This window comes from Mycobacterium sp. IDUB_36 (assembly GCF_055419225.1).
The window spans coordinates 1,989,856-2,012,946 of record NZ_JBVAXH010000001.1 but is presented as its reverse complement, the minus strand read 5'-3'; the positions used below and the strand labels follow the sequence as shown (position 1 = coordinate 2,012,946).

The 23,091-nt window shown below is 66.9% G+C and carries 24 protein-coding genes; 11 read left to right on the top strand and 13 right to left on the bottom strand.

Annotated features, from left to right (window positions below; genetic code table 11):
• Positions 1–17: 17 nt before the first annotated feature.
• The 5 genes from ACZYW1_RS09810 to ACZYW1_RS09790 all read right to left on the bottom strand — a co-directional run bounded on the left by ACZYW1_RS09810 (position 18) and on the right by ACZYW1_RS09790 (position 5,238).
• Entirely contained in the window at positions 18–1,178 is a 1,161-nt protein-coding gene (locus ACZYW1_RS09810; protein WP_463785332.1) for an acyl-CoA dehydrogenase family protein, read from the bottom strand.
• Positions 1,178–2,305, bottom strand: a complete 1,128-nt coding sequence (locus ACZYW1_RS09805) for an acyl-CoA dehydrogenase family protein (RefSeq protein WP_463785331.1) — start codon at positions 2,303–2,305, stop codon at positions 1,178–1,180. The genes ACZYW1_RS09810 and ACZYW1_RS09805 overlap by 1 nt, the downstream gene beginning before the upstream one ends.
• Positions 2,305–3,201 (bottom strand): alpha/beta hydrolase, encoded by an 897-nt coding sequence (locus ACZYW1_RS09800; RefSeq protein WP_463785329.1) that lies wholly within the window; start codon positions 3,199–3,201, stop codon positions 2,305–2,307. Before ACZYW1_RS09800 ends, ACZYW1_RS09805 begins: the two co-directional genes overlap by 1 nt.
• 56 nt (positions 3,202–3,257) lie before the next feature.
• Positions 3,258–4,538 (bottom strand): fatty acid desaturase family protein, encoded by a 1,281-nt coding sequence (locus ACZYW1_RS09795; protein WP_463785327.1) that lies wholly within the window; start codon positions 4,536–4,538, stop codon positions 3,258–3,260.
• A 541-nt stretch (positions 4,539–5,079) separates the two neighbouring features.
• The gene (locus tag ACZYW1_RS09790; protein WP_463785325.1) at positions 5,080–5,238 is read right to left on the bottom strand and encodes a DUF6307 family protein; all 159 of its coding nucleotides are present in this window, start codon (positions 5,236–5,238) and stop codon (positions 5,080–5,082) included.
• Positions 5,239–5,393: 155 nt separating this feature from the next.
• Between ACZYW1_RS09790 and ACZYW1_RS09785 the strand changes: the two genes are divergently transcribed.
• The gene (locus ACZYW1_RS09785; protein WP_463785322.1) at positions 5,394–6,614 is read left to right on the top strand and encodes an alpha/beta hydrolase fold domain-containing protein; all 1,221 of its coding nucleotides are present in this window, start codon (positions 5,394–5,396) and stop codon (positions 6,612–6,614) included.
• A gap of 27 nt (positions 6,615–6,641) precedes the next feature.
• Complete coding sequence (locus tag ACZYW1_RS09780) at positions 6,642–8,060, top strand: WS/DGAT/MGAT family O-acyltransferase (RefSeq protein WP_463785320.1); 1,419 nt, start codon at positions 6,642–6,644, stop codon at positions 8,058–8,060.
• A gap of 41 nt (positions 8,061–8,101) precedes the next feature.
• Here the strand turns inward: ACZYW1_RS09780 and fadD12 are convergent, their stop codons facing one another.
• Both fadD12 and ACZYW1_RS09770 read right to left on the bottom strand, forming a co-directional pair.
• Positions 8,102–9,712 (bottom strand): acyl-CoA ligase FadD12, encoded by a 1,611-nt coding sequence (fadD12, locus tag ACZYW1_RS09775; protein ID WP_463785318.1) that lies wholly within the window; start codon positions 9,710–9,712, stop codon positions 8,102–8,104.
• A 2-nt stretch (positions 9,713–9,714) separates the two neighbouring features.
• Entirely contained in the window at positions 9,715–10,521 is an 807-nt protein-coding gene (locus ACZYW1_RS09770; protein WP_463785316.1) for a 1-acyl-sn-glycerol-3-phosphate acyltransferase, read from the bottom strand.
• An 88-nt stretch (positions 10,522–10,609) separates the two neighbouring features.
• Here ACZYW1_RS09770 and ACZYW1_RS09765 point away from each other — a divergent pair, with 88 nt between their 5' ends.
• Complete coding sequence (locus ACZYW1_RS09765) at positions 10,610–11,389, top strand: crotonase/enoyl-CoA hydratase family protein (RefSeq protein ID WP_463785314.1); 780 nt, start codon at positions 10,610–10,612, stop codon at positions 11,387–11,389.
• 1 nt (position 11,390) lies between these two features.
• On the opposite strand, the gene ACZYW1_RS09760 is transcribed toward ACZYW1_RS09765, so the two are convergent.
• Positions 11,391–12,377, bottom strand: coding sequence for an MIP/aquaporin family protein (locus ACZYW1_RS09760; protein WP_463785313.1), 987 nt, complete (start codon positions 12,375–12,377; stop codon positions 11,391–11,393).
• 198 nt (positions 12,378–12,575) lie between these two features.
• Between ACZYW1_RS09760 and ACZYW1_RS09755 the strand changes: the two genes are divergently transcribed.
• Positions 12,576–14,093, top strand: coding sequence for a class I adenylate-forming enzyme family protein (locus ACZYW1_RS09755; protein ID WP_463785311.1), 1,518 nt, complete (start codon positions 12,576–12,578; stop codon positions 14,091–14,093).
• Positions 14,094–14,114: 21 nt separating this feature from the next.
• Positions 14,115–14,411, top strand: coding sequence for a hypothetical protein (locus ACZYW1_RS09750; RefSeq protein WP_463785309.1), 297 nt, complete (start codon positions 14,115–14,117; stop codon positions 14,409–14,411).
• Positions 14,412–14,418: 7 nt separating this feature from the next.
• Here the strand turns inward: ACZYW1_RS09750 and ACZYW1_RS09745 are convergent, their stop codons facing one another.
• Positions 14,419–15,039, bottom strand: a complete 621-nt coding sequence (locus ACZYW1_RS09745) for a TetR/AcrR family transcriptional regulator (RefSeq protein WP_463785308.1) — start codon at positions 15,037–15,039, stop codon at positions 14,419–14,421.
• Positions 15,040–15,056: 17 nt separating this feature from the next.
• Complete coding sequence (locus ACZYW1_RS09740) at positions 15,057–15,212, bottom strand: hypothetical protein (protein ID WP_463785306.1); 156 nt, start codon at positions 15,210–15,212, stop codon at positions 15,057–15,059.
• Positions 15,213–15,418: 206 nt separating this feature from the next.
• Between ACZYW1_RS09740 and ACZYW1_RS09735 the strand changes: the two genes are divergently transcribed.
• Both ACZYW1_RS09735 and ACZYW1_RS09730 read left to right on the top strand, forming a co-directional pair.
• Complete coding sequence (locus ACZYW1_RS09735) at positions 15,419–18,166, top strand: AAA family ATPase (protein ID WP_463785305.1); 2,748 nt, start codon at positions 15,419–15,421, stop codon at positions 18,164–18,166.
• Positions 18,167–18,281: 115 nt separating this feature from the next.
• Positions 18,282–20,117, top strand: coding sequence for an acyl-CoA dehydrogenase (locus ACZYW1_RS09730; RefSeq protein WP_463785303.1), 1,836 nt, complete (start codon positions 18,282–18,284; stop codon positions 20,115–20,117).
• A 76-nt stretch (positions 20,118–20,193) separates the two neighbouring features.
• Here the strand turns inward: ACZYW1_RS09730 and ACZYW1_RS09725 are convergent, their stop codons facing one another.
• The 3 genes from ACZYW1_RS09725 to ACZYW1_RS09715 all read right to left on the bottom strand — a co-directional run bounded on the left by ACZYW1_RS09725 (position 20,194) and on the right by ACZYW1_RS09715 (position 21,516).
• On the bottom strand, positions 20,194–20,367 hold the full coding sequence (locus ACZYW1_RS09725; protein ID WP_293004069.1) for a CsbD family protein: 174 nt from the start codon (positions 20,365–20,367) through the stop codon (positions 20,194–20,196).
• Between the two features lie 145 nt (positions 20,368–20,512).
• Entirely contained in the window at positions 20,513–20,950 is a 438-nt protein-coding gene (locus ACZYW1_RS09720) for a hypothetical protein (protein WP_463785301.1), read from the bottom strand.
• Positions 20,941–21,516 carry an RNA polymerase sigma factor gene (locus tag ACZYW1_RS09715; RefSeq protein ID WP_463785299.1) on the bottom strand — a complete coding sequence of 192 codons (576 nt, stop codon included), beginning with the start codon at positions 21,514–21,516 and terminating at the stop codon, positions 20,941–20,943. The genes ACZYW1_RS09720 and ACZYW1_RS09715 overlap by 10 nt, the downstream gene beginning before the upstream one ends.
• Before the next feature lie 156 nt (positions 21,517–21,672).
• On the opposite strand from ACZYW1_RS09715, the gene ACZYW1_RS09710 reads away from it, so the two are divergent.
• From ACZYW1_RS09710 to ACZYW1_RS09695, 4 genes are read left to right on the top strand one after another with little or no spacing between them, the layout of a single operon-like run.
• Positions 21,673–22,119, top strand: coding sequence for an Asp23/Gls24 family envelope stress response protein (locus ACZYW1_RS09710; RefSeq protein WP_463785298.1), 447 nt, complete (start codon positions 21,673–21,675; stop codon positions 22,117–22,119).
• Complete coding sequence (locus ACZYW1_RS09705) at positions 22,119–22,442, top strand: hypothetical protein (RefSeq protein ID WP_463785296.1); 324 nt, start codon at positions 22,119–22,121, stop codon at positions 22,440–22,442. Before ACZYW1_RS09710 ends, ACZYW1_RS09705 begins: the two co-directional genes overlap by 1 nt.
• An 18-nt stretch (positions 22,443–22,460) precedes the next feature.
• Complete coding sequence (locus ACZYW1_RS09700) at positions 22,461–22,640, top strand: hypothetical protein (RefSeq protein ID WP_293004074.1); 180 nt, start codon at positions 22,461–22,463, stop codon at positions 22,638–22,640.
• A complete protein-coding gene (locus ACZYW1_RS09695) occupies positions 22,633–23,013 on the top strand; it encodes an Asp23/Gls24 family envelope stress response protein (protein WP_463785295.1) in 381 nt (126 codons plus the stop codon). Before ACZYW1_RS09700 ends, ACZYW1_RS09695 begins: the two co-directional genes overlap by 8 nt.
• The last annotated feature ends 78 nt before the right edge of the window (positions 23,014–23,091 follow it).

Genomic DNA, 23,091 nt, shown 5'->3' with positions numbered 1-23,091 from the left:
GGATGGCACGTGCCTGGTCAGTGCGGCAAGTCCCGGAACGGCGTGTTCTTGTACGGCTCAGGCTCTTTCGGAAGGCCCAACACTCGCTCGCCGACGATGTTGCGCTGAATCTGATCGGTTCCGCCCCCGATCGAGGTGAAGTAGGCGTTCAGCGTCCGGAACGTCACAGCGTCGCCGATCGGGTTGTCCGGACCGGTCAACATCGCTTCGGCGCCCACGATTTCGGTCTCCACTCGCGCCGTCTCGTGCAGGATGCGCGACATCGCAATCTTGCCGAGCGCCATCAGCGTCGCCGACTCACCACGATCGGTGGCGGCCTTCGACCGCTGGGTGTTCCACCGGTTGACCGCGGCCAGCGCGTCGACACGGGCGATCTGCTGGCGAATGTAGGGGTCGTCCAACCGGCCGGCATCGCGCGCCAATTCGACCAGCAGATGCCCTTTTTCGTCCCGCGGCCGCTTGGCATCCTTGGCGGTGCGGGCGATGTCGGCCATGAAACGCCGCTCGTAGGCCAGGGCGGTCTGCAGCACCGACCACCCGGCGTTCACGTCGCCGACCAGGTTGGTCGCCGGGACGCGGGCGTCTTCGATGAAGACTTCGTTGAACTCCGATTCGCCGGTGATCTGGTGAATCGGCCGGACCTCGACGCCGGGCTGGCGCATCGGCAATATGAAGAAGCTGATGCCCTGGTGCTTCGGCACAGTCCAGTCGGTGCGAGCCACCAACATGCCGTAGTCGGCAGTGGTGGCGAACGACGTCCACACCTTCTGGCCGTTGATCACCCACTCGTCGCCGTCGCGCTCGGCCCGGGTGCGCAGACCGGCCAGGTCCGAACCCGCGCCCGGCTCGCTGTACAGCAGGCACCATTTGCTCTCGCCGCGGATCGACGGCGGAATGAGCCGGTGCTTCTGCTCCTCGGTTCCCAGGTCGTGCAGGGTACATGCGAACAGGTTTCCGCGGTCGTGTCCACAACCGTGAGCGCCGACCGCGGCGAATTCTGATGCCACCAGCCGAGATTGGGCATCGGTGAGGCCGCGGCCGTAGAACTCCGGCTCCCAGCTGGGTGTGGCCCATCCGGCCTCGACCACGATGTGGGCCCAGGCGCCGCGATCGATATCGGGATTCCAGTTGTCCGCCAACCACTCTCGGACCTGCTCTCGCAATTCCTGGTCGGTCATCAGGCTCCGATCTGTTGCAGGTAGCGCTCCCGGTGCCAGGAGGCGCTGCCGAGCAGCTGGGCATCGCTGCGGGCCCGGCGCAGATACAGGTGCGCCGGATGCTCCCAGGTGAACCCGATGCCCCCGTGTACCTGGATGCTGGTCGCCGCGACGAACACGAACGCATCCGAGCAATACGCTTGCGCAAGAGCGAGATCGGCGAGCCGCGACGATGCGTGCGAGGCGAACGCCGCCGCGGCCAAGCGTGCCGCCGACACCGTCGACTCCGCCTCCAGCAGCATGTCGGCGCACATGTGCTTGACGGCCTGGAAGCTGCCGATCGCGCGGCCGAACTGGTAGCGGGTCTTCGCATACTCCGTGGCCATCTCGGCCGCGCGACGGGCGCCACCGGCCTGCTCGCTGACCAGCGCCAGCGCCGCCCGGTCCAGTGCGGCCTCGAACACCTCGACACCCGCGCCCGGCCGGCCGACCAATCGGGCCGGGGTGTCGACGAATTGCAGGCGAGACTGCTTGCGGGTCGGGTCGACCGTGGTCAGCGGCGTCACGGTCAGACCGGGTGCGCCCGCTTCGACCGCGAACACGGTCGGGCCGGCGTCCGTGCCGGCCAGCACGTAGATCAGTTGCGCTGACAGTCCGTCGAGCACGAAGTGCTTGTACCCGGTGAGGTGCCAGGCGTCGCCGATCACACCGGCGGAGGTGGCGATCGGATCCGGCAACCGGGCCGAGCCGTCCTCGGCGAACGCCGCGGTCGCGATCAGGTCACCGGCGGCGATCCGGGGCAGCACCGCGTCGCATTCGGCGGCGTCGCCGGTCGCGTCGAGTAGGCCCGGCACCAGCACCGCAGTCGACAGGAACGGGCTGACCAGCAGTGCCCGGCCCATCTCCTCCATCGCGATGCCCATGTCGACCGGGCCGGCTCCGGCACCACCGTGCTTCTCGTCGATCAGCAGCCCGGTCAGGCCCATGGCCGCCAGTTCGCGCCACACGGTCGGGTCGAGCCCGGTATCGGTTGCCATCCGCGCGCGCACCTGCGCCTCGCTGGAATTCCGGGCCATCAGGTCGGCGACCGCACTGCGCAACGCACGCTGCTCGTCACTCACCGCAAAGAAGTCCGCGCCACCCGCCATCAGCGTGCGACTGCCAGGGCGGACCGCAGACTCGCACATTGACTGGCGAAAAACGATTTGGACACAGTCGCTTTCGGCACCACGAGATCGAAACCGTGGAACGCGCCCGGGATCGTCTCGATCTGGCACGGCACGCCCGCAGCGGTGAGCCGGGCGGCGTAGGCGACATCCTCGTCGTGGAACAGGTCGTGGGTGCCGACGCCGATCCAGGCCGGGGGCAGCCCGCTGAGATCCTCGTTGCGGGCCGGAACGGCAGTCGTCGGGTCGGCATTGCCGAGGTAGGCGGCCCATCCGAAGCGGTTGCTCTTCGGTCCCCACAGCCGGTAGTTAGGGTTCTCCGGCGTCGATCCGCTGCGGTCGTCGAGCATCGGGTAAGCCAGCAGCTGCAGGGCCGGCGTTACCTCGCCCCGGTCCCGCGCCAGCAGTGCCAGCGCAGCCGCCAGGCCACCGCCGGCGCTGGCTCCGCCGATCGCGACTAGTGTCGGGTCGACCGCGGGCAGCCCAGCCAACCAGGTCAGCGCCGTATAGCAGTCCTCCAGCGGCGCGGGGTAGGGGTGCTCGGGCGCCAGGCGGTAGTCCACGGCCGCGACGGTGATGCCGAGTTCACGGGCGAACCGGCGGCACAGTTCGTCGTCCTGCTGCGCGGTGCCGATGACATAGCCGCCGCCGTGAATCCACAGCAGCGCGGGCCCGGGCCGGCCGGCCCCAGCCGGACGATGCAGCCGCACTCCGACACCGGAACCCAGGATGAGCGCCTCGACGTCGGGATTCGCGCCGCCGCGCTGGACCACCGGCGAGAGCCGGCGGATCAGCTTCAACGACCTCGGGCCGACCAGCGCGCGCGGCGCGAAGCGAGCGACTTTGCGGAGGTCGGGGTGGAACTCTGGGCTCGGCATCGATCCAGTATCGCCAACGCCGGCCGAGTACCGATGCCGGGATGCGCGATCGACGGTCAGGCGGGTATCGCGGACGATCCCATGCGTTCACCGGCGCGAGCTTCGTGACGCCACTGGCGCACCGCCGCAATGGCGGTCTTGAGGCCACGACGACGTCCGGTCGCCGGGTCGGTCCCGCCGTAACCGGGCTCCAGTTCGGCGAACATCCGCTCGCTGCGGGTCTCGGGAGCGTTGTCGGCGGTGTCGCGCAGGTAGCGGTCCGGTAGCGACAGTTTGGCGATGGTGCGCCACACCTTGGCGCACTGCACCAGGAATGAGCCTGTGGTGTAAGGCAAGTCGTACTTGTTACACACCTCGCGCACTCGTAGCGAGACCTCGTGCAGTCGGTTACTCGGCAGATCGGGGTAGAGGTGATGCTCGATCTGGTAGCACAGGTTGCCACTCATGAAGCGCATCGTCGGCCCGGCGTCGAAGTTGGCACTGCCCAGCATCTGGCGCAGGTACCACTGTCCGCGGCTCTCGTCGACCATGTCGGAGATGGCGAATTTCTCTGCGCCATCGGGGAAGTGACCGCAGAAGATCACCGCGTCGGTCCACAGGTTGCGGATCACGTTGGCCACGATGTTGGCCTTCAGTGTCGATCCGAACGTCGCCTTCGGCGACAGTGCGGTCAGCAACGGGAACGCGACATAATCCTTGGCGAGCTGCTTTCCGGCTTTGGTCGCGAATTCACGGACTCGTTGAGCGGCCTTGTCGCCCTCGGGCCCGTCGTCGAGGACCTTCTCGATCTCCAGTGGCTGCAGGCCGATTCCCCATTCGAAGCCCAGCGCGAGGACGGTGTTGTAGAACAAGTTGCCGAGGTTGCGCACCTTCCACGGCTGGTCTCGGGTGACTCGCAAGGTGCTGTAACCGATGTCGTCATCCATGCCGAGGATGTTGGTGTACTTGTGGTGCTGGAAATTGTGGGTGGCCTTCCAGTGTTTCGAGGCCCCGCTCAAGTCCCACTCCCAGGTCGTGGAGTGAATCTCCGGGTCGTTCATCCAGTCCCACTGGCCGTGCATGACGTTGTGGCCGATCTCCATGTTCTCGACGATCTTGGCCACCCCGAGCGTCGCCGTACCGGCCCACCATGCGGGTCGGCGGGTGCCGCGCGCCAGCAGCAGCCGGCCGGCGATCTCGAGACAACGTTGCGCGGCGATGGTGCGGTGGATGTAACGCGCGTCGGACTCGCCGAGGCGCGCGTCCACGTCCAGCCTGATCGCGTCCAGCTCTGCGGCCAGGTTGTCGATGTCGGCATCGGTCAGGTGAGCGAAGGCCGCTACGTCGGTGATCGCCATGGTCGCGCTTCTTCTTTCTAAGTTGGTAGTTGTGGGTGTGCGGCCCTAGCCGCCGGCATCAAGGGGATAGGCACCCGGCTCGGCCGCTGGCCGCTGGCCGAGCCGGGGAGTCTGTCGCCCGATCAGTAGTAGTGGCAGCGGCTGCGGACGGCGTGCCCCGCTCGCTCCGGCACGGCCGGTACTGCGCCGCCCCGAGCGAGGACGTTGAGACTCCGAGTGCGGTCATGACGGCTACCTGATCCTGGACATTGTGGAAGGATCGCGGCGCGTCATTGCGTTGCGAGACAAGAGATTTGCGGCACGTTGAGCTGCGGGTGACTCAGTGTGGGCGGCGCGAGCGAATGCTCTTTGAATCGGCGACGTGACAACCTGATTCGTTCCGCAGCGGCTGGACGTTTCAGCACCTCCAAGGCTACACCCGCGCGAGGACGAACGTCCGGGGTGAAACCATGCGACCGTGTCACAGTGACAATCCTCCACCCTGTCGGCGCGGATCACGTCGCACTCGGGGGAAGTCAGCGGGCTTGTGCCGAGCTGCTGCTCAGCGCATCTTTTCCGGTATCGAGTTCAACGCGTGCAGGACGTGTTCGGCCAGCTCGGTGGCTTCCTCGTCCTTGAGCTTGGAATGGGACACGAGGGCGTCCCTGACCAGCTCGACACGGTGGAAATAGGGTGAACGAGTCGTCGTCGGTGAAGCCATCAGCTTGTCCTTTTCAATCGGGCATTTCCGCTCGTCACCGAGCAACCCGTTGCCGTCAACGCTACCCCGGTGCCCGCCGTCGGGTGCGGCCAGGCGTCGGCAACGAACTGACACGAATCCGATTGCGCCGGCGCGGTGCGGGGTACGCTCGCTCGATGACGGCACGACCGGCGCCGCGCCCCGCTGGGCGCTCCTTGGCGTCGCAGGTGAAATGGTTCCTACGGGCCCGCCCGGGCGATTACATGCTGGCAGCCAGCGATGCGATGGCCTCGCTGCCACTGGTCGGTCGACGGTTGGAACCACTCGGCGGTATCACGGCGATGAGCGTCTGGGGCTCCCGGCTGGCCCCCGAGTTCGTGTCGACCTCGGTCAAGACCTGGCGCACTCCCGGCATCGGCGAGACGCGTAAGGCAGACCGCGGCCAAACTCAAGCGGTGATCGACGCCGCGCTGCGCGGCGTGGTCGCGGCCAGCGAACTCGACATCGACTGGCCTGCCCCCGACCGGACACCGCCGTTCCTGCGTGCGCGGCAGCATCGCCGCCATCTGCACCGGACATCGGTGCGGTACGGCAAGGAGTCCGCGCAGTTGCTGGACGTGTGGCGGCGCAAGGATTTGCCGGTCCGCCCAGCGCCGGTACTGATCTTCGTGCCCGGCGGCGCCTGGGTGCACGGTGGCCGGCAACTCCAGGGATATGCGCTGATGTCGCACCTGGCCGAGATGGGCTGGGTGTGCCTGTCGGCCGAGTACCGGGTTTCGCCACACAACCGCTGGCCGTCGCACATCACCGACGTCAAGACCGCGATCGCGTGGGCCCGTGCCAATGTCGACAAGTTTGGTGGCGACCGCAATTTCATTGCGGTGGCGGGGTGTTCGGCCGGCGGGCATCTGTCCGCGTTGGCCGGGTTGACCGCCAACGACCCCGCTATGCAGACGGATCTGCCGCCGGACTCGGACACCTCCGTCGACGCCGTGGTGGGCATCTACGGCCGCTACGACTGGGAGGACCGCTCGACCCCCGAGCGGCAGCAATTCGTCGACTTCCTCGAGCGGGTCGTGGTCAGACGCAGAATGAGTCGGCACCCCGACGTGTTCCGTGACGCCTCGCCGATCGCGCGGGTTCACCCAGATGCCCCGCCGTTCTTGGTGATTCACGGCAGCAGCGACAGGGTGATCCCGGTCGAACAGGCACGCAGCTTCGTCGAGCGGCTGCGGTCCGTGTCGCGGTCACTGGTCAGCTACGTCGAACTGCCCGGCGCCGGTCACGGCTTCGACCTGACCGACGGCGCGCGCACGGGCGCGATGTCGGCCGCGGTCGGCCTGTTCCTGGGACAGGTTCACCGCAACCGGATGATCGCGGCCAAAGAGGTTATTTAGCCTCCGCGCGGTTGTAAGGTCCGACCCATGAAGCGGCTGAGCGGCTGGGACGCAGTACTGCTGTACAGCGAAACGCCGAACGTGCACATGCACACGCTCAAGGTTGCGGTGATCGAACTCGACACGGACCGCCGCGACTTCGACATCGACGCGTTTCGTCGGGTGATCCACAGTCGGCTGTACAAGCTGGAGCCGTTTTGCTATCAGCTGATTGACATTCCGCTCAAACTGCACCATCCGATGTGGCGGGAGAACTGCGACGTCGACCTGACCTATCACGTGCGACCGTGGCAATTACCGGCGCCGGGTGGGCGCCGTGAGCTGGACGAGGCGATCGGTGAGATCGCCAGCACTCCGCTGGACCGCGACCACCCGTTGTGGGAAATGTATTTCGTCGAAGGGTTGGCCGACAATCGGATTGCGGTGGTCGGCAAGGTCCACCACGCGCTCGCCGACGGGGTGGCCGCGGCGAATCTGCTTGCCCGCGGCATGGATCTGGCGCCCGGTCCGCAGTCCGGCGAGGTCCGTTACGCCCCGGATCCGGCACCGTCGACCGGTGAGCTGGTGCGCTCGGCGTTCGCCGATCACATGCGCCATATCGGGCGGATACCGGCAACGATCGGCTACACCGCAAAGGGCATCAACCGGGTCCGCCGCAGCTCGCGCAAGTTGTCACCGGAACTGACCATGCCGTTCTCCCCGCCGCCGACGTTCATGAACCACATGTTGACGCCCGAACGTCGTTTTGCCACAGCGACTTTGGCGCTGAGCGACATCAAGGAAACCAGCAAGGCCCTGGGCGCGACCATCAACGACATGGTGTTGGCGCTCTCGGCCGGCGCGTTGCGCAAGCTGCGGATGCGCTACGACGGCAGCTCCGACCATCCGCTGCTGGCCTCGGTGCCGGTGAGTTTCGACTTCTCGCCGGACCGGGTGTCGGGCAACCTGTTCACCGGCATGATGGTGGCGTTGCCTGCCGACGTCGACGATCCGCTGGAAAGGGTGCGGCGCTCGCACGACTACGCGGTCGACGCCAAGGAGAGTCACCATCTGCTCGGACCGGAACTGGTCAGCCGCTGGGCCGCATACTTTCCGCCGGGGCCGTCGGAGTCGCTGTTCCGGTGGCTGGCCGAACGCGACGGGCAGAACAAGGTGCTCAACCTGCCGATCTCCAACGTGCCGGGTCCGCGTGAACACGGGCGGGTCGGTGGTGCAAAGGTCACCGAGATCTACTCAGTGGGGCCGCTGACCACCGGCAGTGGCCTGAACATCACCGTGTGGAGTTACGTTGACCAGCTGAATGTTTCGGTGCTGTCCGACGGCGCGACGGTCGACGACCCGCACGAGGTCACTGAGGCCGTCGTCGATGAACTCGTCGAAATCCGGCGCGCCGCTGGGCTTTCGGAGAAGTTGACGGTGGTCGAAGAGGCGCTGGCACCGGCCTGAGCGTCAGATGTCACGGGCGGCGAGACGAGCGTCGGTTCGCCTCAGCTGCCGTCGCCGTGGAGGTGGCTCTGCAGATCGCGCCGCGAAATCTTGCCGGTGCTGCTGCGTGGCAATTCATCGAGCACGATGATCTCGCGTGGCACTTTGTAGTTGGCCAGGTTCTCCCGGACGTGCTGTTTGAGGTCATCGCCGGAGGCTGACGCGCCCGGCGTCAAAACCACGAACGCGGCAAGCCGTTGTCCGTACTGCTCGTCGTCGACGCCCAGCACCGTGGCGTCGGCGACGTCGGGGTGCAATCCCAGCGTCTTCTCCACCTCGATCGGGTAGACGTTCTCGCCGCCGGACACGATCATCTCGTCGTCGCGGCCCACTACATAGAGACGCCCCGACTCATCGAGCCGACCGACATCGCCGGACGCCATGAAGCCGTCGTGGAAGTTCTTTCCCCCGCCGGATGTGTAGCCGTCGAACCGGTTGGAGTTGCGGACGAAGATCTGGCCGACCTCGCCGGTGGGCACCGGCCGATGCTCGGAGTCGAGGATGCGAATCTCGGTGCCCACAGCGGGTTTTCCGGCGGTGTCGGGTGCTGCCCGCAGATCCTCGGGTGTGGCGGTCGCGATCATGCCCGCCTCGGTCGCGTTGTAGTTGTTGTAGAGGATGTCGCCGAACTCGTCCATGAATTTCGTGACGACGTCGGGCCGCATCCGCGATCCGGACGCGGTGGCGAATTTCAGCGAGCGACCGCTGTACCGGCGGCGCACCTCGTCGGGCAGGTCCATGATCCGGTCGAACATCACCGGCACCACGCACAGCCCGGTGGCCTGGTGGCGGTCGATCAGATCGAGGGTGGCCTCCGGATCGAACTTGCGCCGGGTGGCCACCGTGCAGCCGAGCGACGCCGCGAAGATCAATTGCGAGAACCCCCAGGCGTGGAACATCGGCGCCACCACCACCGTGGTCTCCTCGGTGTGCCACGGCACCCGGTCGAGGATCGCTTTGAGCTCGGTCGCGCCGCCGCCGGAGTGCTTGGCTCCCTTGGGGTTTCCGGTGGTTCCCGAGGTCAGCAGGATCATCCTGCCGGTGCGTTCCGATTTGGCGGGCCGCTCGCCGAGGTGGGTCGCGATCAGCTCCTCGACGGTGACGTCGTGCTGGTCGGGATGGTCGGTCCACCCGAGAATGCGGGTGGTGTCGGCTTTGTCGGCCAGTGCACGATCGACCGACTCGGCGAACTCCTCGTCGTAGATCACCGCGTCCGCGCCCTCACGATTCACCACATCGGCCAGGGCCGGGCCGGCGAACGACGTGTTGAGCAGCAGGACGTCGGCGCCGATCCGGTTCGCCGCGATCAGAGCCTCGACGAACCCGCGGTGGTTGCGGCACATGATGGCCACCACCTCCGGCGTTCCGCCCGGTAAGCCCTGCAGCGCAACGGTCAACGCGTCGGCGCGCCGGTCGAGTTCGCGATAGGTCAGCGAACCCAGCTCGTCGATCAATGCGGCCCGGTTCGGGCACCGCTGCGCAGACATCCCGAATCCACTTGTGACGGTGAGCCCTTCGCGCCGGACCGCGCCGATGATGCGCAGATACTTGTCGGGTCGCATCGGCGCGATGATGCCCGCGCGGACCATGCTGCCCAGCAGACCGAGCGCCACGGCTACCCGATTACCGGCAGGCGGCGTTCTTTGGCCAGCCCGTCGAGTGCCTTCTGCATGACGCGCCGGACGTGCGAGTCGACCGTGTCGATGTCGGGGTTCTCCCCGAATTCCGCTGTCACGTCGATGGGTTCGAGCACCTGCATGACGATCTTGGTCGGCAGCGGCACGTTGATCGGCAGCACCGCCGACAACCCGAACGGGAAGCCGACCGAGATCGGCAGGATCTTCACCCGTAAGAGCTTGTCCAGTCGGAGCGCTTTGGCCAATCCGGTTCCACGGGAGAGGTACAGCTGGCTTTCCTGACCGCCGATCGTCACAGCCGGCACGATCGGCACCCCGGCGTTGATCGCCGCGCGTACATAGCCGGTACGTCCGTCGAAGTCGATCGCGTTCTCCGACAACGTCGGGCGGTAGACGTCGTAGTCGCCGCCGGGGAACACCACTACCACCCCGCCGGATCGCAGTGCCTCGTCGGCGTTTTCGTGGTTGGCCCGGATGAAACCGGTGCGACGGAAGAAATCACCGGTGGGTCCGGTGAAGATGATGTCGTGGCTCAGGGTGTACACCGGACGGTCGTAGCCGAAGTGCTCGTAGAAGCCGGTGGCGAAGACCGGCACGTCCATCGGGAACAGGCCCCCGGAATGGTTCGCAACCACCAGCGCGCCGCCCGGCGGGAACGACTCGAAGCCGCGAATGTCGGCCCGGTGGTAGCCCTTGATCAGCGGACGCAGCCAGCCCATCACCCGTTCGGTGAGGCCGGGATCCCACTTGGAGATCTCGGTTGGTTCGATGTCGGTAGCAGCCATTTGGCTGTGATGCTAGCCGAGCCGCAACGGCTCGATACCATCTCCTCGAAAGCCGTACTGGAAATCAATCAAGGAGTGTCACACCGCCGTGAGCACTGAAGAAGCCACCGAACCCGAAGTCCTGGTCGAGCAGCGGGACCGGATCCTGATCATCACCATCAACCGGCCCAAGGCCAAGAACGCGGTCAACTCGGCGGTGGCCCACGGCCTGGCCGACGCGGTGGACAAGCTCGACAACGACCCCGGACTGTCGGTCGGCATCGTGACCGGTGCGGGCGGCTCTTTCTGCGCGGGCATGGACCTCAAGGCGTTCGCCCGCGGCGAGGTTCCGCTGGTCGAGGGTCGCGGGATGGGCTTCACCGAGCGCGGTCCGGTCAAGCCGCTGATCGCGGCGGTGGAGGGCTATGCGCTGGCCGGCGGCACCGAGTTGGCGCTGGCCACCGACCTGATCGTGGCGTCCAGGGACGCGTCGTTCGGCATTCCCGAGGTCAAGCGCGGACTGGTCGCCGGCGGTGGGGGACTGCTGCGACTGCCCGAACGCATTCCGCCGGCGGTCGCGATGGAGTTGGCGCTCACCGGTGAGAGCTTCACCGCCGAACGGGCCCACGCACTGGGGATGGTCAACGTCCTTGCCGAACCCGGCGGCGCGTTGGACGCGGCGATCGACCTGGCCGAGCGGATCACCGCCAACGGGCCGCTTGCGGTGGCCGCGACCAAGCAGATCATGGTCGAATCCCGCGGCTGGAGCCCCGACGAGCGTTTCGCCAAGCAGAACAGCATCCTGATGCCGGTGTTCAGCTCCAACGACGCCAAGGAAGGCGCGATCGCATTCGCCGAGAAGCGACCGGCCAAATGGACCGGCTCCTAGCTCACGCGGCCTGATCTTCCTCGGCGTCCGCGCTGTCCTCCACGGTGACCGGACCCGCCACGCCCGCCGCGGCGTCGGTGGTGGGTACCGGTGCCAGCCCCGGCTCCGGGGTGAGCAGCATGGTGGCGCGGGCATCGAGCACGTGCCCGATGAAGAAGTCGTAGAGCAGGATGCCGACGACGGCGCCCGCCAACGGCACGAACACCGGGATCCACCAGTAGTTGGTCGTCTGCCCGTAATCGCCGGGCAGCGCCAACTTGTCCCAGCCCTCGAGCCACGCGAACACGCGCGGACCGAGCTCGCGCGCAGGGTTGAGCGCGTAGCCGGCGTTGGTGCCGTAGGAGCAGCCGATCACCGCGATCACGAAGCCGATCAGCAGCGGCGCCAGGTTGCCGGCGGGCGCCTGGTTGCGGTTGTCGATCAGTGCGGCGATCAGCACGATGAGGATCGCGGTGCCGACCAGCTGGTCGACGACCGGCCCGAGGTAGCCGCCGTGGAAGTACTGCGCGGGCGAGGTGCCGAAGATCCCGTAGGTGTCCATGGCGCTCGATCGGGGGACTCCGGCGTCATGCGCTTCGATGGCGGCGCGGTAGACCGCGTACACCGCACCGGCGGCGCAGAACGCGCCGGCGAGTTGCGCCACCCAGTACGGAATCACATTGCGCCAGGAGAACTTTCGCGCGACCGCGAAGGCCAGCGTGACCGCCGGGTTGAAGTGTGCGCCGCTGATACCGCCGGAGACGTACGCGGCCAGCGTCACTGCGAACGCCCAGCCGAAGACGTTGATCAGCCAGTTGTCCGGCCCGAACGGCATGGTCTGCCGGCCGGAACCCGGCAGGCCGACGACGTTCACGGCGCAGGTGCCGAGGCCGAGCAGCAGCAGCACGAACGTGCCGAAGAACTCGGCCAACATCGCGCCGGCGATGCCGGCGCGCAGCCTGGTGAAGGTGGAATGGATGACAGGTGGTGCTGATTGCAGGGTCGTCAATGCGAAGTCCCCCAACTCGCTCGTGGTTGCTTGGTCAACTACTGGCGGCCTCGGAGCGGGGTAACCGGTCGATTTGCAGGTAAACGGGTCATCGGCCGTGACGTCGGCCACGACGAGGCGGGCAATGTGACGTCATCTAAACTTGCCTGACACTTCTGCCAAGCTTTGTAACGTGTGGACTCCACAGAAAGTGCGAGCGTGAGTATTTCGCTACTTCTCGAGATGGCCAGCTCGAGCGATCCCGAGCGGACGGCCGTCGTCTCCGGAGACGTTCGGATGACCACCCAGCAGCTCAGCGATCTTGCCGACGGCGGGGCCGGGATCATCGCGGCCGCAGGGGCGTCGCACGTCGTCTACGTGGGACTCGGCGGCGCGATGCTGCCGCTGCTGATCTTCGCGTCGGCGCGGGCCGGCCAGACGTTCACCCCGATCAACTACCGGCTGTCCGCCGACGGGATCAAGACGCTGATCGCGCGACTGCCCGATCCGCTGGTGGTCGCCGACAGCCGCTACCTCGACGAGCTGGGTGGGCCGGCCGGCCTCGACGGGGTGGCGAAACAGGTCATCCTGTCCGACGATTTTCTGGCGCAGGCCCGTGAAGCCGAGCCGGCGGTGGAGTTCGCCGACCCGGACTCGGTGGGCATCGTGTTGTTCACGTCGGGCACCACTTCGCAGCCCAAAGCCGTTGAGCTGACTCACAACAACTTGACCAGCTATGTCACCGGCACCGTCGAGTTCGGCTCCGCCGAGGAGACCGACGGCGCGCTGATCTGTGTACCGCCGTACCACATCGCCGGGGTGAGCGCGGCGCTGTCGAATCTGTACGCCGGACGCAAGATGGTCTATCTGCCCGTCTTCGATCCGCACGAGTGGCTGCGTCTGATCGACGCCGAGCACGTCACCAGCGCGACGGTGGTGCCGACCATGCTGGACCGCATCGTCTCGGTTCTGGAAGGCGGCGCGCACCGGCTGCCGTCGCTGCGCAACCTGGCCTACGGCGGTTCAAAGGTGCCGTTGCCGCTGGTACGCCGCGCTTTGGAGCTGTTACCGCAGGTCGGCTTCGTCAATGCCTACGGCCTGACCGAGACCAGCTCGACCATCGCCGTGCTGACCCCGGACGATCACCGCGAGGCGCAGGCCGCCGCCGATCCGTCGGTGCTGAAGCGGTTGGGTTCGGTCGGGCAGCCGGTGCCGAGTGTCGAAGTGCAGATCCGGGGCGAAGACGGCACCGTGCTGCCGGCCGGGCAGACCGGCGAGCTGTTCGTCCGCGGGGAGCAGGTGTCGGGCCGCTACACCGGGATCGGTTCGGTGCTCGACGACCAGGGGTGGTTCCCGACCAAGGACATCGCCACGCTCGACGAAGGCGGCTACCTGTTCATCGGCGGGCGCAGCGACGACACGATCATTCGCGGCGGTGAGAACATCGCACCCGCCGAACTGGAAGACGTGCTGGTCGAGCATCCGGATGTGCGCGACGTCGCGGTGGTCGGCGTCGAGGATCCGCAGTGGGGGCAGGCGATTGTCGCGGTGGTGGTGCCGGCCGCCGGCGCCGACCCTGATGCGGAGGAGTTGCGCGAGCACGTCCGCAAGAGTTTGCGGGGCTCGCGAACCCCTGACCGGGTAGTCTTCCGCGACGAGCTGCCCACCAATGCGACGGGCAAAGTGCTTCGCCGCGAAATCGTCGAAGAGCTTCGCGCCGCTCCGGCCGAGCAGTAACTCCAACCGAGGATCGAGATCATGATCAAAAACGGAACCCGTCTGGCGAGTCAGGTCTGCGACACCCAGGTGATCGTCGTCCGCAGCGCCGACAGCCTCGAGGATCTGCGCTGCGGTGGCGCGCCGATGGTCGAGTTGGGTGCGGAGCGTTCCGGTGAGCTGGATCCCGCGTTCTCGGACGGCGCCATCATGGGTAAGCGTTACGTGGACGAGGCGGGCGCTGAGGTGTTGGTGACCAAGGCCGGCGCCGGGACGTTGTCGGTGGGCGGGACGGCGTTGAGCCTCAAGGAAGCCAAGCCGCTTCCGGCCAGCGACTAGCCATCGGTCAGCTCTGCGGCACGCCGTTGCGGCGCACGAATTCCCTTGCCTTGACCAGAAATTCGAGCTGCTCGTAGACCTTGTGCAGTGGTTCGCTGCTGCGGGTGGAGCGGCACAACACGACGGCGCCCTCCAGCGTGGCGATCGACATGACCGCCAGCGAGTCCGCGTCGGGTTCCGGGAAGCCGTCGGCGACGAACGCCCAGGTGAGCGCCGTCCGCCAGTGCGCGAAGATGCGTGCCGCCTCGGCGGCCAACCGCACTTCGTCCTCGCCCGAACCGATCGCCGCGGCGACCACCGGGCAGCCGGCGTGGAAGTCGCTCTCGGCGAGCACCCGTTCCCAGAACTCGACGAATTGCCGAACCAGCACCTTTGCGCCGCGGCCGGCGGCATCGTCTATGTCCGCGGTGATCGCGTCGCCGGCGTACTGCAGCGCCTCGGCGAGGATCTGGTTGCGCCCGTCGGGGAAGTGGTAATAGACCGACCCGCGGGGAGCGCCGCTGCGGTGCAGCACCTCGTCGATGGTTACGCCGGCGGCGCCGCGCTCGCGCATCACTTCGGCGGCGCTGATCAGCATTTTGGTGCGGGTGTTGCCGCGGGTACGGCGCGTTTTGATGGCTGACGTCATGGGGGTGTGACGGGCTGTCAGGCTGCGGGAGTCTGGCGAAGCTGCGGCATCCGCCACTGGATGGACCGGAGAGACCTCGGATTGAACCGCGCCGGCCGCAGCGTGCTGCGGCGCAGACCTGCCCATTCGCCGCTCAGGCGATAGCCGGCGACATTGAGTTCGACGATCAGCATGGTCATCTCCTGAGGACTATGTAAGAGACCATATAAGACTCGCGTCCAGCAAGCAACTCGAATTCCGCTTCGGTGCTGGCTACAGCCGGATATGACCTGTGGATCTTCCGCCCCTCCATACCCACCAAGCGCCGCCGCTAAGCCTTATTGCATAAAAAGCCGCACAAGCTCGTCCGTAGCGTTACTTCGCCTGCAAAATGCAGGGTGTGGGCGGGGAGACGATCACACGGGCCGCGGAGTCCGTGGCGGTGGCAGAGTTTCTGTCCCGTGCCCAGACCGGACCCGCCGCGCTGGTGGTGGAGGGCGAAGCCGGCATCGGTAAAACCACGCTGCTGCTGGATGCCGTCGCCGACGCCGAGACGCGCGGATTCCGGGTGCTGTCGGCGCAGGGTTCGCCGGCCGAGGTCACCTACGCCTACGCAGCGGTCGCGGACCTGCTCCGAGACGTCGATGTCGCAGCGTTGCCGACGCCGCATCGCGACGTGCTGGAGCGGGCGTGTAGCGGCGAGGCCGACAACGGCGGTCCGGCCACCGACGAACGGGCCGTGGCCACCGCGTTGACGTCGGTTGTCGAACAGGTGAGCGGGCAGCTCCCGGTGCTGTTGGTCATCGACGACGTCCAATGGCTGGACGCATCGAGTCGCGCCGTGCTCGGCGTCGCCGCTCGTCGACTCACCGGGTTGGTGGGGCTGCTGTTGAGCTTTCGTACCGGCGAACCGGATTCGGATGACGAGCGGTCGTGGTTGCAGTTCCGCCGTCCCGAGAGTGTCAGCGGAGCCAAGCTCCGACCGCTGGGGCGGCGCGCGGTGCACGCGTTGGTCACCGACCGATTGGGCCACCCGCTGCCACGCCCGACAATCACGCGAATCTACGAGATATCGGGCGGCAATCCCTTTTTCGCGATCGAACTCGCCCGTTGTGCGGCCGACGACCTCGGCGCCGGCAAGGTCGACCTGCCCGACAGCCTCACCGCGCTCGTGCGCCAGCGGATCGGTCGGGTCGACACCGACGCCGCCGACGTGTTGCTGGCGGTGGCCTGCAGCGCGGCACCGACTCTCGAGTCGGTCGCGCGTGCCACCGACAAGTCGGCCGCCGACGTCGTTGCGGTTCTCGAATCGATGCGGGCGCTGCGCACCCTCGTGGTCGACGGCGATCGGGTGAGGTTCTCCCATCCGCTGTTCGCCTCCGGGGTGTACACCGATGCCACCCCATCGCGGCGCCGGGCCATGCACCGAAAACTCGCGACCATCGTCGACCGGCCGGAAATCCGGGCCCGCCATCTCGCCCTGGCCGCCGCGACCGGCGATACGACGATGCTCTCGGCGTTGGATGCGGCCGCCGACGCGACGATCGCGCAGGGTGCGCCGGCGGTCGCGGCCGAGTTGCTGGAGCTGGCCCTGACGCTGGGTGGCGATGTCGTGTGGCGGCGAATCCGGTTGGGAGAACTGCATTTTCGTGCAGGTTCCTTCCTCGCGGCGCGATCCCGGTTGCAGGCGGCGCTGAGCGAGGCGCCGCCGGGGGCGCTGCGCTGTCTGGCGCTGATGTGGCTGGGCGGGGTCCAGGCCTACGACGACGACATGGCCGGTGCCGTCGACATCATGAGCGAGGCGGTCGACGAGCTGGGAGACAATCCCGCCCTCGGTGTGCTGTGTCGACTGCGCCTGGCCCTGGCATTGGTGATGACCGATCGTTTCACCGAGGCGTTGCGAATCATCGGCGACGCGGTCGAGCTCGCCGATCGGGTCGGCGTACCGGGTTTGCGGAGCCAGGCGAGGTCGATCTGGGTGGCAGGCAGTTTCGTCGCCGGCCGGGGTGTCGATGAGCAATCGCTGCAGACAGCACTGGAACTGGAGGATCCCGCCAGCGGAGCGACCACGTTTTTCCGCGCCAGCGCCGTACAGGCGATGGTCCACGGTGGTATGGGTGAGCTCTACCGCGCCCGGCGAGAGATGCGTGCGGTTCAGCAACAGATGTTCGACGGCGGCACCGAAGTCGACATCATCTGGGCTGCAGTGCATGTGGCGCAGATCGATTTGTGGTCGGGTCGCTACGCCGATGCCGCGCGCGCGGCGCAGGAAGCGCTCGAGCGCGCCGAGCAGATGGGTGGAAAGTTCTCGCTCGTCACCGCATGGACTCCGCTGTGCGCGGTCGCCGCATACGCCGGTCGCGAGTCGGAAGCCCGTGCGTTGGCTCAGGCCGCGGTGGACACGTCGAACGCAATCGGCGCATTCCAGATGGCGAAGGACCCACGGAGCACACTGGCGTTTCTCGACGTGTCAGGAGGTGACTACTCCGCCGCGCTCGACGTGCTGGCGCCCGACCTGGCCGCCTTCGACGGCCTGACCACCGAGATCGAAGGTGGTCGTCACCTGCCCGACGCGATCGAGGCGCTGATCGCCGTCGGTCGATCCGACGAGGCTGAACCTCTGATCGAAGCGTTGGAGGGCAATGGGATTCGGCATGACCGGCCGTGGATGCTGGCCATCGGCGCACGCGGGCGCGGCCAGCTGCTGGCCGCTCGAGGCGACCTCGACGGGGCGCAACGCGTTGTCGAGCAGACGATGACTCACCACAAGGGGCTCCCGATGCCCTTTGAAACCGCCCGCACGCAGCTACTTCTGGGTCAAATCCAGCGGCGCCGGCGCCGCCGGCAGGAGGCTGCCGGCTCGTTGGGTGAAGCTCTGGAGACCTTCGACCGACTCGGGTCACCACTGTGGGCGGCGCGGGCACGGGCGGACCTCGCCCGCCTGGACAGCCCCCGCGGTGACGGGCTGCGTCTGACCGGCGCCGAACAACGCACTGCGGAACTGGCCGCCGCGGGACGGTCCAACAAGCAGATCGCGGCGGCGTTGTTCCTTGCTGAGAAGACCGTCGAGATGCACCTGAGCGCCGTCTACCGCAAGCTCGGGGTCCGCTCCCGGGCGGCACTTTCCACGGCGCTCGAGCAGACCTGAGCGGTTTTCCGGGCGGCAGTCTGCAAATACGTTGTGCGGCTTCGTGTTACAGGAGTACGACCCCTCAAGCGCCGAATGGCGTTAGGCTCAGCCCAGGCGATCGAAAGGCGTCAGCATGGGCCACTACAAGAGCAACGTGCGCGACCTCGAGTTCAACCTGTTCGAATTCCTGAAGCTGGATGAGGTGCTTGCCGACGAGGCATTCGGCGACCTCGACGGCGACTCGGTGCGGCAGATGCTTTCCGAAGCCGCCCGGTTGGCCGAGGGGCCGGTGGCTGAATCGTTTGCCGACGGCGACCGTCACCCGCCGACATTCGACCCTGACACCCACGTCGTCACCTTGCCCGAGCCGTTCAAGAAGTCGATGCGCGCCTGGGCCGAAGGCGAATGGTTCCGGGTCGGCCTGGAGGAGGCCGTCGGAGGTGTGCCGGCGCCGTCGATGGTGCAGTGGGCGATCAACGAGTTGGTTCTCGGGGCCAACCCGGCCGTGTTCATGTACATGGCCGGTCCGATCCTCGCCAACATCCTCTACGCGGTCGGCAATGAGCAGCAACGACATTGGGCGTCGATGGCCATCGACCGCAACTGGGGCGCGACCATGGTGCTCACCGAGCCCGACGCCGGATCCGACGTCGGCGCCGGCCGGACCAAAGCGGTCGAGCAGTCCGACGGCACCTGGCACATCGACGGGGTCAAGCGCTTCATCACCAGCGGCGACAGCGACGACGTCTTCGAAAACATCATGCACATGGTGCTGGCCCGACCCGAAGGAGCGGGGCCCGGCACCAAGGGGCTCAGCCTGTTCCTGGTGCCCAAGTTCCTGATCGACCCCGAGACCGGCGAACCGGGGGAGCGCAACGGCGTGTTCGTCACCAATGTCGAGCACAAGATGGGCCTCAAGGTCTCGGCCACCTGCGAGTTGACCTTCGGCCAGCACGGGCTGCCCGCGACGGGTTGGCTGGTCGGCGACACCCACCGCGGGATCGCGCAGATGTTCAAGATCATCGAATATGCCCGAATGATGGTCGGCACCAAGGCGATCGGCACACTGTCGACCGGTTACCTGAATGCGCTGGAGTACGCCAAGACCCGCATCCAGGGTGCCGACTTGACGCAGATGACGGACAAGACCGCGCCACGCGTGACGATCATCCACCACCCCGACGTGCGCCGGGCGCTGCTGACGCAGAAGGCCTACGCCGAGGGCCTCCGCGCGCTCTACCTGTTCACCGCGGCGCACCAGGATTCCGTTGTCGCCCAGGCAGTATCGGGTGCAGATGCCGATCTGGCCGAGCGGGTCAACGATCTGTTGTTGCCGATCGTCAAAGGGGTCGGCTCGGAGCGGGCCTATCAATGTCTGACCGAGTCGCTGCAGACCTTTGGCGGATCCGGTTTCCTCCAGGACTATCCGATCGAGCAGTACATCCGGGACGCCAAAATCGACTCGCTCTACGAGGGCACCACCGCGATCCAGGCGCAGGACTTCTTCTTCCGCAAAATCATTCGTGACCAGGGCGCGTCGCTGGGGCACCTGGTCACCCAGATCGAAGCCTTCATCGACAGCGACGGTGCGCGCCCAGAACTCGCTGACGCCCGCAAACAGTTGGCGACCGCGCTGGATGACATGCAGGCCTGGGTTGCCACCCTGACGGGCTATCTGATGGCCTCCCAGGAGAGCGCCGAGGAGCTCTACCGTGTCGGCCTGGAATCGGTGGCGTTTCTGACCGCCGTCGGCGACCTCCTGATCGGCTGGCTGCTGCTGCGGCACGCGGAGGTCGCGCTGGCGGCCCTCGACGGCGAACCGAACCCGTCGGACTCAGCCTTCTATGCCGGAAAGGTCACGACGGCAACATTTTTCGTCAAGAACGTGCTGCCTCGGTTGTCCGCCGAGCGTGAGATCGCGACGAACGTCGACCTCGCGGTGATGCAGCTCCGCGAGGAGGCGTTCTGACCGCTCGAGTGCGGTGGCTGGAAAAAGCTGCGGTGGATTGCGTATGCAACGCAACCCACCGCAGTCGTTGATCCGATCAGCTGGTGAATTTGTCCTTGATGTTCTCGCCGACCTTCTTGACGCCGGACACGCCCTGGTCCTTCTGGCCTTCGGCCTTGAGGTCGTCATTGCCCGTGACGTCGCCTACGGTCTCCTTGACCTTGCCGATTGCGTCCTCGGCGGCGTTTTTCGCTTTGTCTGCGATTCCCATTGCGTCACCTTCCTCATCTTCCAGCGACGATCTGTCGCTAACCAATGGTTGAGACGCGTGGTCGGGGTGAAAGCGAACGCCTCATCGATGTGATGTGCGCCACGGTAGCGGAAATGCTTGTCGCAGAGGGCTGTTGGCTCAGCCGTTACTGGTGCACGTCGTTGACGACGATGTCTATCGAAATACCCGGGATGTTGCCGACAACCTCGGCGAGCTCCGCCTCGCAGCGGGCGAGCGCCCGCGCGGTAGCCGACGGGAGATCGGCCAGGTAGCGGCCACTGAGCGTGATCGAGACAGCCTGCAGTGCAGTTCCCGACGACCGCAGTTGGATGTCGGTGACGGCGTAGTCGGAGTCGCCGGCCAGCGCACGCGACAGGCGGGCGCCCAGGGCCACGTCGCTCACGTACAGCGTTCCCGGCGCAGATCCGGGCTGGGGATCTTCGACGACCAGTGGCCAGCCGCCGCGCGGGGTCGAACGTACCGCGGTGAGCACATCGTGTTCGATCGCCTGCCAGCCAGGTTCGGGTTGTGCGCGCATCAGGTGTGCCGCGCGCTCGATCGCGCCGAGATCGCCTATCGCCATTGCAGAAGCCTTTGCTGGAGCGTGGCGCGCGCCCGGTGATGGTGCCCGCGCGCACCGTCGGGGCTCACGTTGAGGATGGTCGCGATCTGGGGAAAGGTCAACCGCTCGAGTTCGCGCAGCAACCATGCGGCGCGCTGGCGCGGCGGCAGTTCCTGCAGCGCCACCTCCACCGCAGCCAGGAAGGCGCTGTTGGAGGTAGCCGCGAACGGATCGGTGTTGCGATCGGTGCTCGCCGGTTCTATCAGCCGGTCGTCGATGGGGGTGGCGCGCTTGACCCGGTGCGAATCGACGACTTTGCGAGCACAGATGGCGAACAACCAGGTTCGCAGCGAGGACTCCGCACGAAAGTTGCCGATCTGGCGCCACGCGGCGACAAAGGTCTCCTGAACGATGTCGGGTACCGCGTCGCTGTCACCCGTCATCCGGCGGGCGTAACGGTGAATCGCGGGACCGTGCCGACGCACCAGGGATTCGAACGCCGCGTCATCGCCGGCCCGCGCTGCCGCAGCGAGGAGCTCTTCGTCGAATGAGTCGTCACCCTCCGCCGGCGACGACTCTGCCAACACTGGCCCCCCTGCGCGCCGCCGTGGCCGATCGCGGAAGCGTCGACCACTGTTAGCAAACCACGAGTGTGTCTGGGATTACATGCTCGGGGCGTTCGGTTTTGCCCGTCAGCTACGTCCACCCACCAGTAGAACCAAATCGATGGAAAGGACGAGGACATGGCAAGCAATCCCACGAGTCCGGTCGCCGAGAGCACCAACGGCCCGCTGGTCACCAGCCACGGTCAGACGACCATCGCCGACGTCGTGGTCTCCAAAATCGCCGGAATGGCCACCCGCGAGGTTCACGGTGTGTACGACCTGGGCGGCAATGCCAGCCGGGCGGTCGGAGCTCTGCGCGAGCGGATCCCGGGCGCATCGACGAACTATTCGCAGGGCGTGTCGGTCGAGGTCGGGGAGAAGCAAGCCGCCGTCGACCTCGACATCGTCGCCGAATACGGGGTGTCCATCGCCGATTTGGCCGCTGGTATCCGCCGCAACGTGATTGCCGCGATCGAACGCATGACCGGACTAGAGGTCGTCGAAGTCAACATCACCGTGCACGACGTCCACGTGCCTGACGACGACTCGGACTCGCCGAACAGTCACCTGGCTCGGGTGGAGTAGTGCCGGCAGCGGAGGAGACCGACGCCGACACGGTGGCGGGTATCGCCCGCACCGTGTCCGGCGTCGTGGCGCTGCACCCCGGTAAATTCGGCGAGGTAGCCACCTACCTGCCGGGACGTCGGGTTCCCGGCGTGCGCGTCGACGGTCACCGAATCGAAGTTCATCTCGTCGTGGCGGCCGATGCGCAGATCCGGGGCACCGCCGCCGCGGTCCGCGCGGCGGTGGCCGAAGCATTTCCCGACGCCACCGCGGTGGACGTGACGGTCGAGGACATCGCGTCCGGCCCACTGCGGCCGGGCGCGAGCGTCGCGGATTCACGCTAGACAAACAGGAGGACGGCAATGACGACAGCAACGGCCGGAATGTTGGCCGGTGTGCTTCTCGGGGTGGCGGGCGCCGCCGGCGGATTCACAGGATTTCTCCTGGCGTTGGTCCTGGGTGCCATCGGATACGTCATCGGCGGTCACCGGGACGGCGAATTCGATGCCACCACGTGGCTGCGGGGGCGTGGCCGTGGCTGACCTTGCCGAATCTGCGCCCCCCGGCTCGGGCGACGCGGGCCGGCTGGAGATACGCGAACGCGCTGTTCAGAGCATCGTGATCGCAGCGGCATTGACGTCACCCGACGTCTACCGACACCGCAGCGGACCGGGGAAGCTGCCCGGGCGGGCGCTACCGCGGGCCACTGTCGCCGTCGCCGGTGAGCGGGTCTGCGCCGATGTCGAGATCGCGGTGGGCTGGGGCCGGTCGCTGGGCGAGGTGGCGGCAGCCACCAGCACCCATGTTCGCGACGCACTTGAATCAGTGAGCGGACTGTCGGTCGACCGCGTCACCGTGCATGTGGGCGCCGTCGTACCGCCGGGCGACCCGACGCAGGGGAGGGCACTGCTGTGACCACGACGGATCCGCACACGACACTCGCTATCTCGGTTGATCGCGTCGGCCCCCAGGTTCGTCCAGCGCCCGCGCCGG

Coding starts and splice junctions, on each gene's coding strand:
- ACZYW1_RS09700 (WP_293004074.1), top strand. CDS start 22,461: ATGACGACAGCAACGGCCGGAATGTTGGCCGGTGTGCTTCTCGGGGTG.
- ACZYW1_RS09740 (WP_463785306.1), bottom strand. CDS start 15,212: ATGCTGATCGTCGAACTCAATGTCGCCGGCTATCGCCTGAGCGGCGAA.
- ACZYW1_RS09750 (WP_463785309.1), top strand. CDS start 14,115: ATGATCAAAAACGGAACCCGTCTGGCGAGTCAGGTCTGCGACACCCAG.
- ACZYW1_RS09805 (WP_463785331.1), bottom strand. CDS start 2,305: ATGGCGGGTGGCGCGGACTTCTTTGCGGTGAGTGACGAGCAGCGTGCG.
- ACZYW1_RS09800 (WP_463785329.1), bottom strand. CDS start 3,201: ATGCCGAGCCCAGAGTTCCACCCCGACCTCCGCAAAGTCGCTCGCTTC.
- ACZYW1_RS09770 (WP_463785316.1), bottom strand. CDS start 10,521: ATGGCTGCTACCGACATCGAACCAACCGAGATCTCCAAGTGGGATCCC.
- ACZYW1_RS09720 (WP_463785301.1), bottom strand. CDS start 20,950: ATGGCGATAGGCGATCTCGGCGCGATCGAGCGCGCGGCACACCTGATG.
- ACZYW1_RS09790 (WP_463785325.1), bottom strand. CDS start 5,238: ATGGCTTCACCGACGACGACTCGTTCACCCTATTTCCACCGTGTCGAG.
- ACZYW1_RS09795 (WP_463785327.1), bottom strand. CDS start 4,538: ATGGCGATCACCGACGTAGCGGCCTTCGCTCACCTGACCGATGCCGAC.
- ACZYW1_RS09710 (WP_463785298.1), top strand. CDS start 21,673: ATGGCAAGCAATCCCACGAGTCCGGTCGCCGAGAGCACCAACGGCCCG.
- ACZYW1_RS09810 (WP_463785332.1), bottom strand. CDS start 1,178: ATGACCGACCAGGAATTGCGAGAGCAGGTCCGAGAGTGGTTGGCGGAC.
- ACZYW1_RS09725 (WP_293004069.1), bottom strand. CDS start 20,367: ATGGGAATCGCAGACAAAGCGAAAAACGCCGCCGAGGACGCAATCGGC.
- ACZYW1_RS09745 (WP_463785308.1), bottom strand. CDS start 15,039: ATGACGTCAGCCATCAAAACGCGCCGTACCCGCGGCAACACCCGCACC.
- ACZYW1_RS09785 (WP_463785322.1), top strand. CDS start 5,394: ATGACGGCACGACCGGCGCCGCGCCCCGCTGGGCGCTCCTTGGCGTCG.
- ACZYW1_RS09780 (WP_463785320.1), top strand. CDS start 6,642: ATGAAGCGGCTGAGCGGCTGGGACGCAGTACTGCTGTACAGCGAAACG.
- ACZYW1_RS09730 (WP_463785303.1), top strand. CDS start 18,282: ATGGGCCACTACAAGAGCAACGTGCGCGACCTCGAGTTCAACCTGTTC.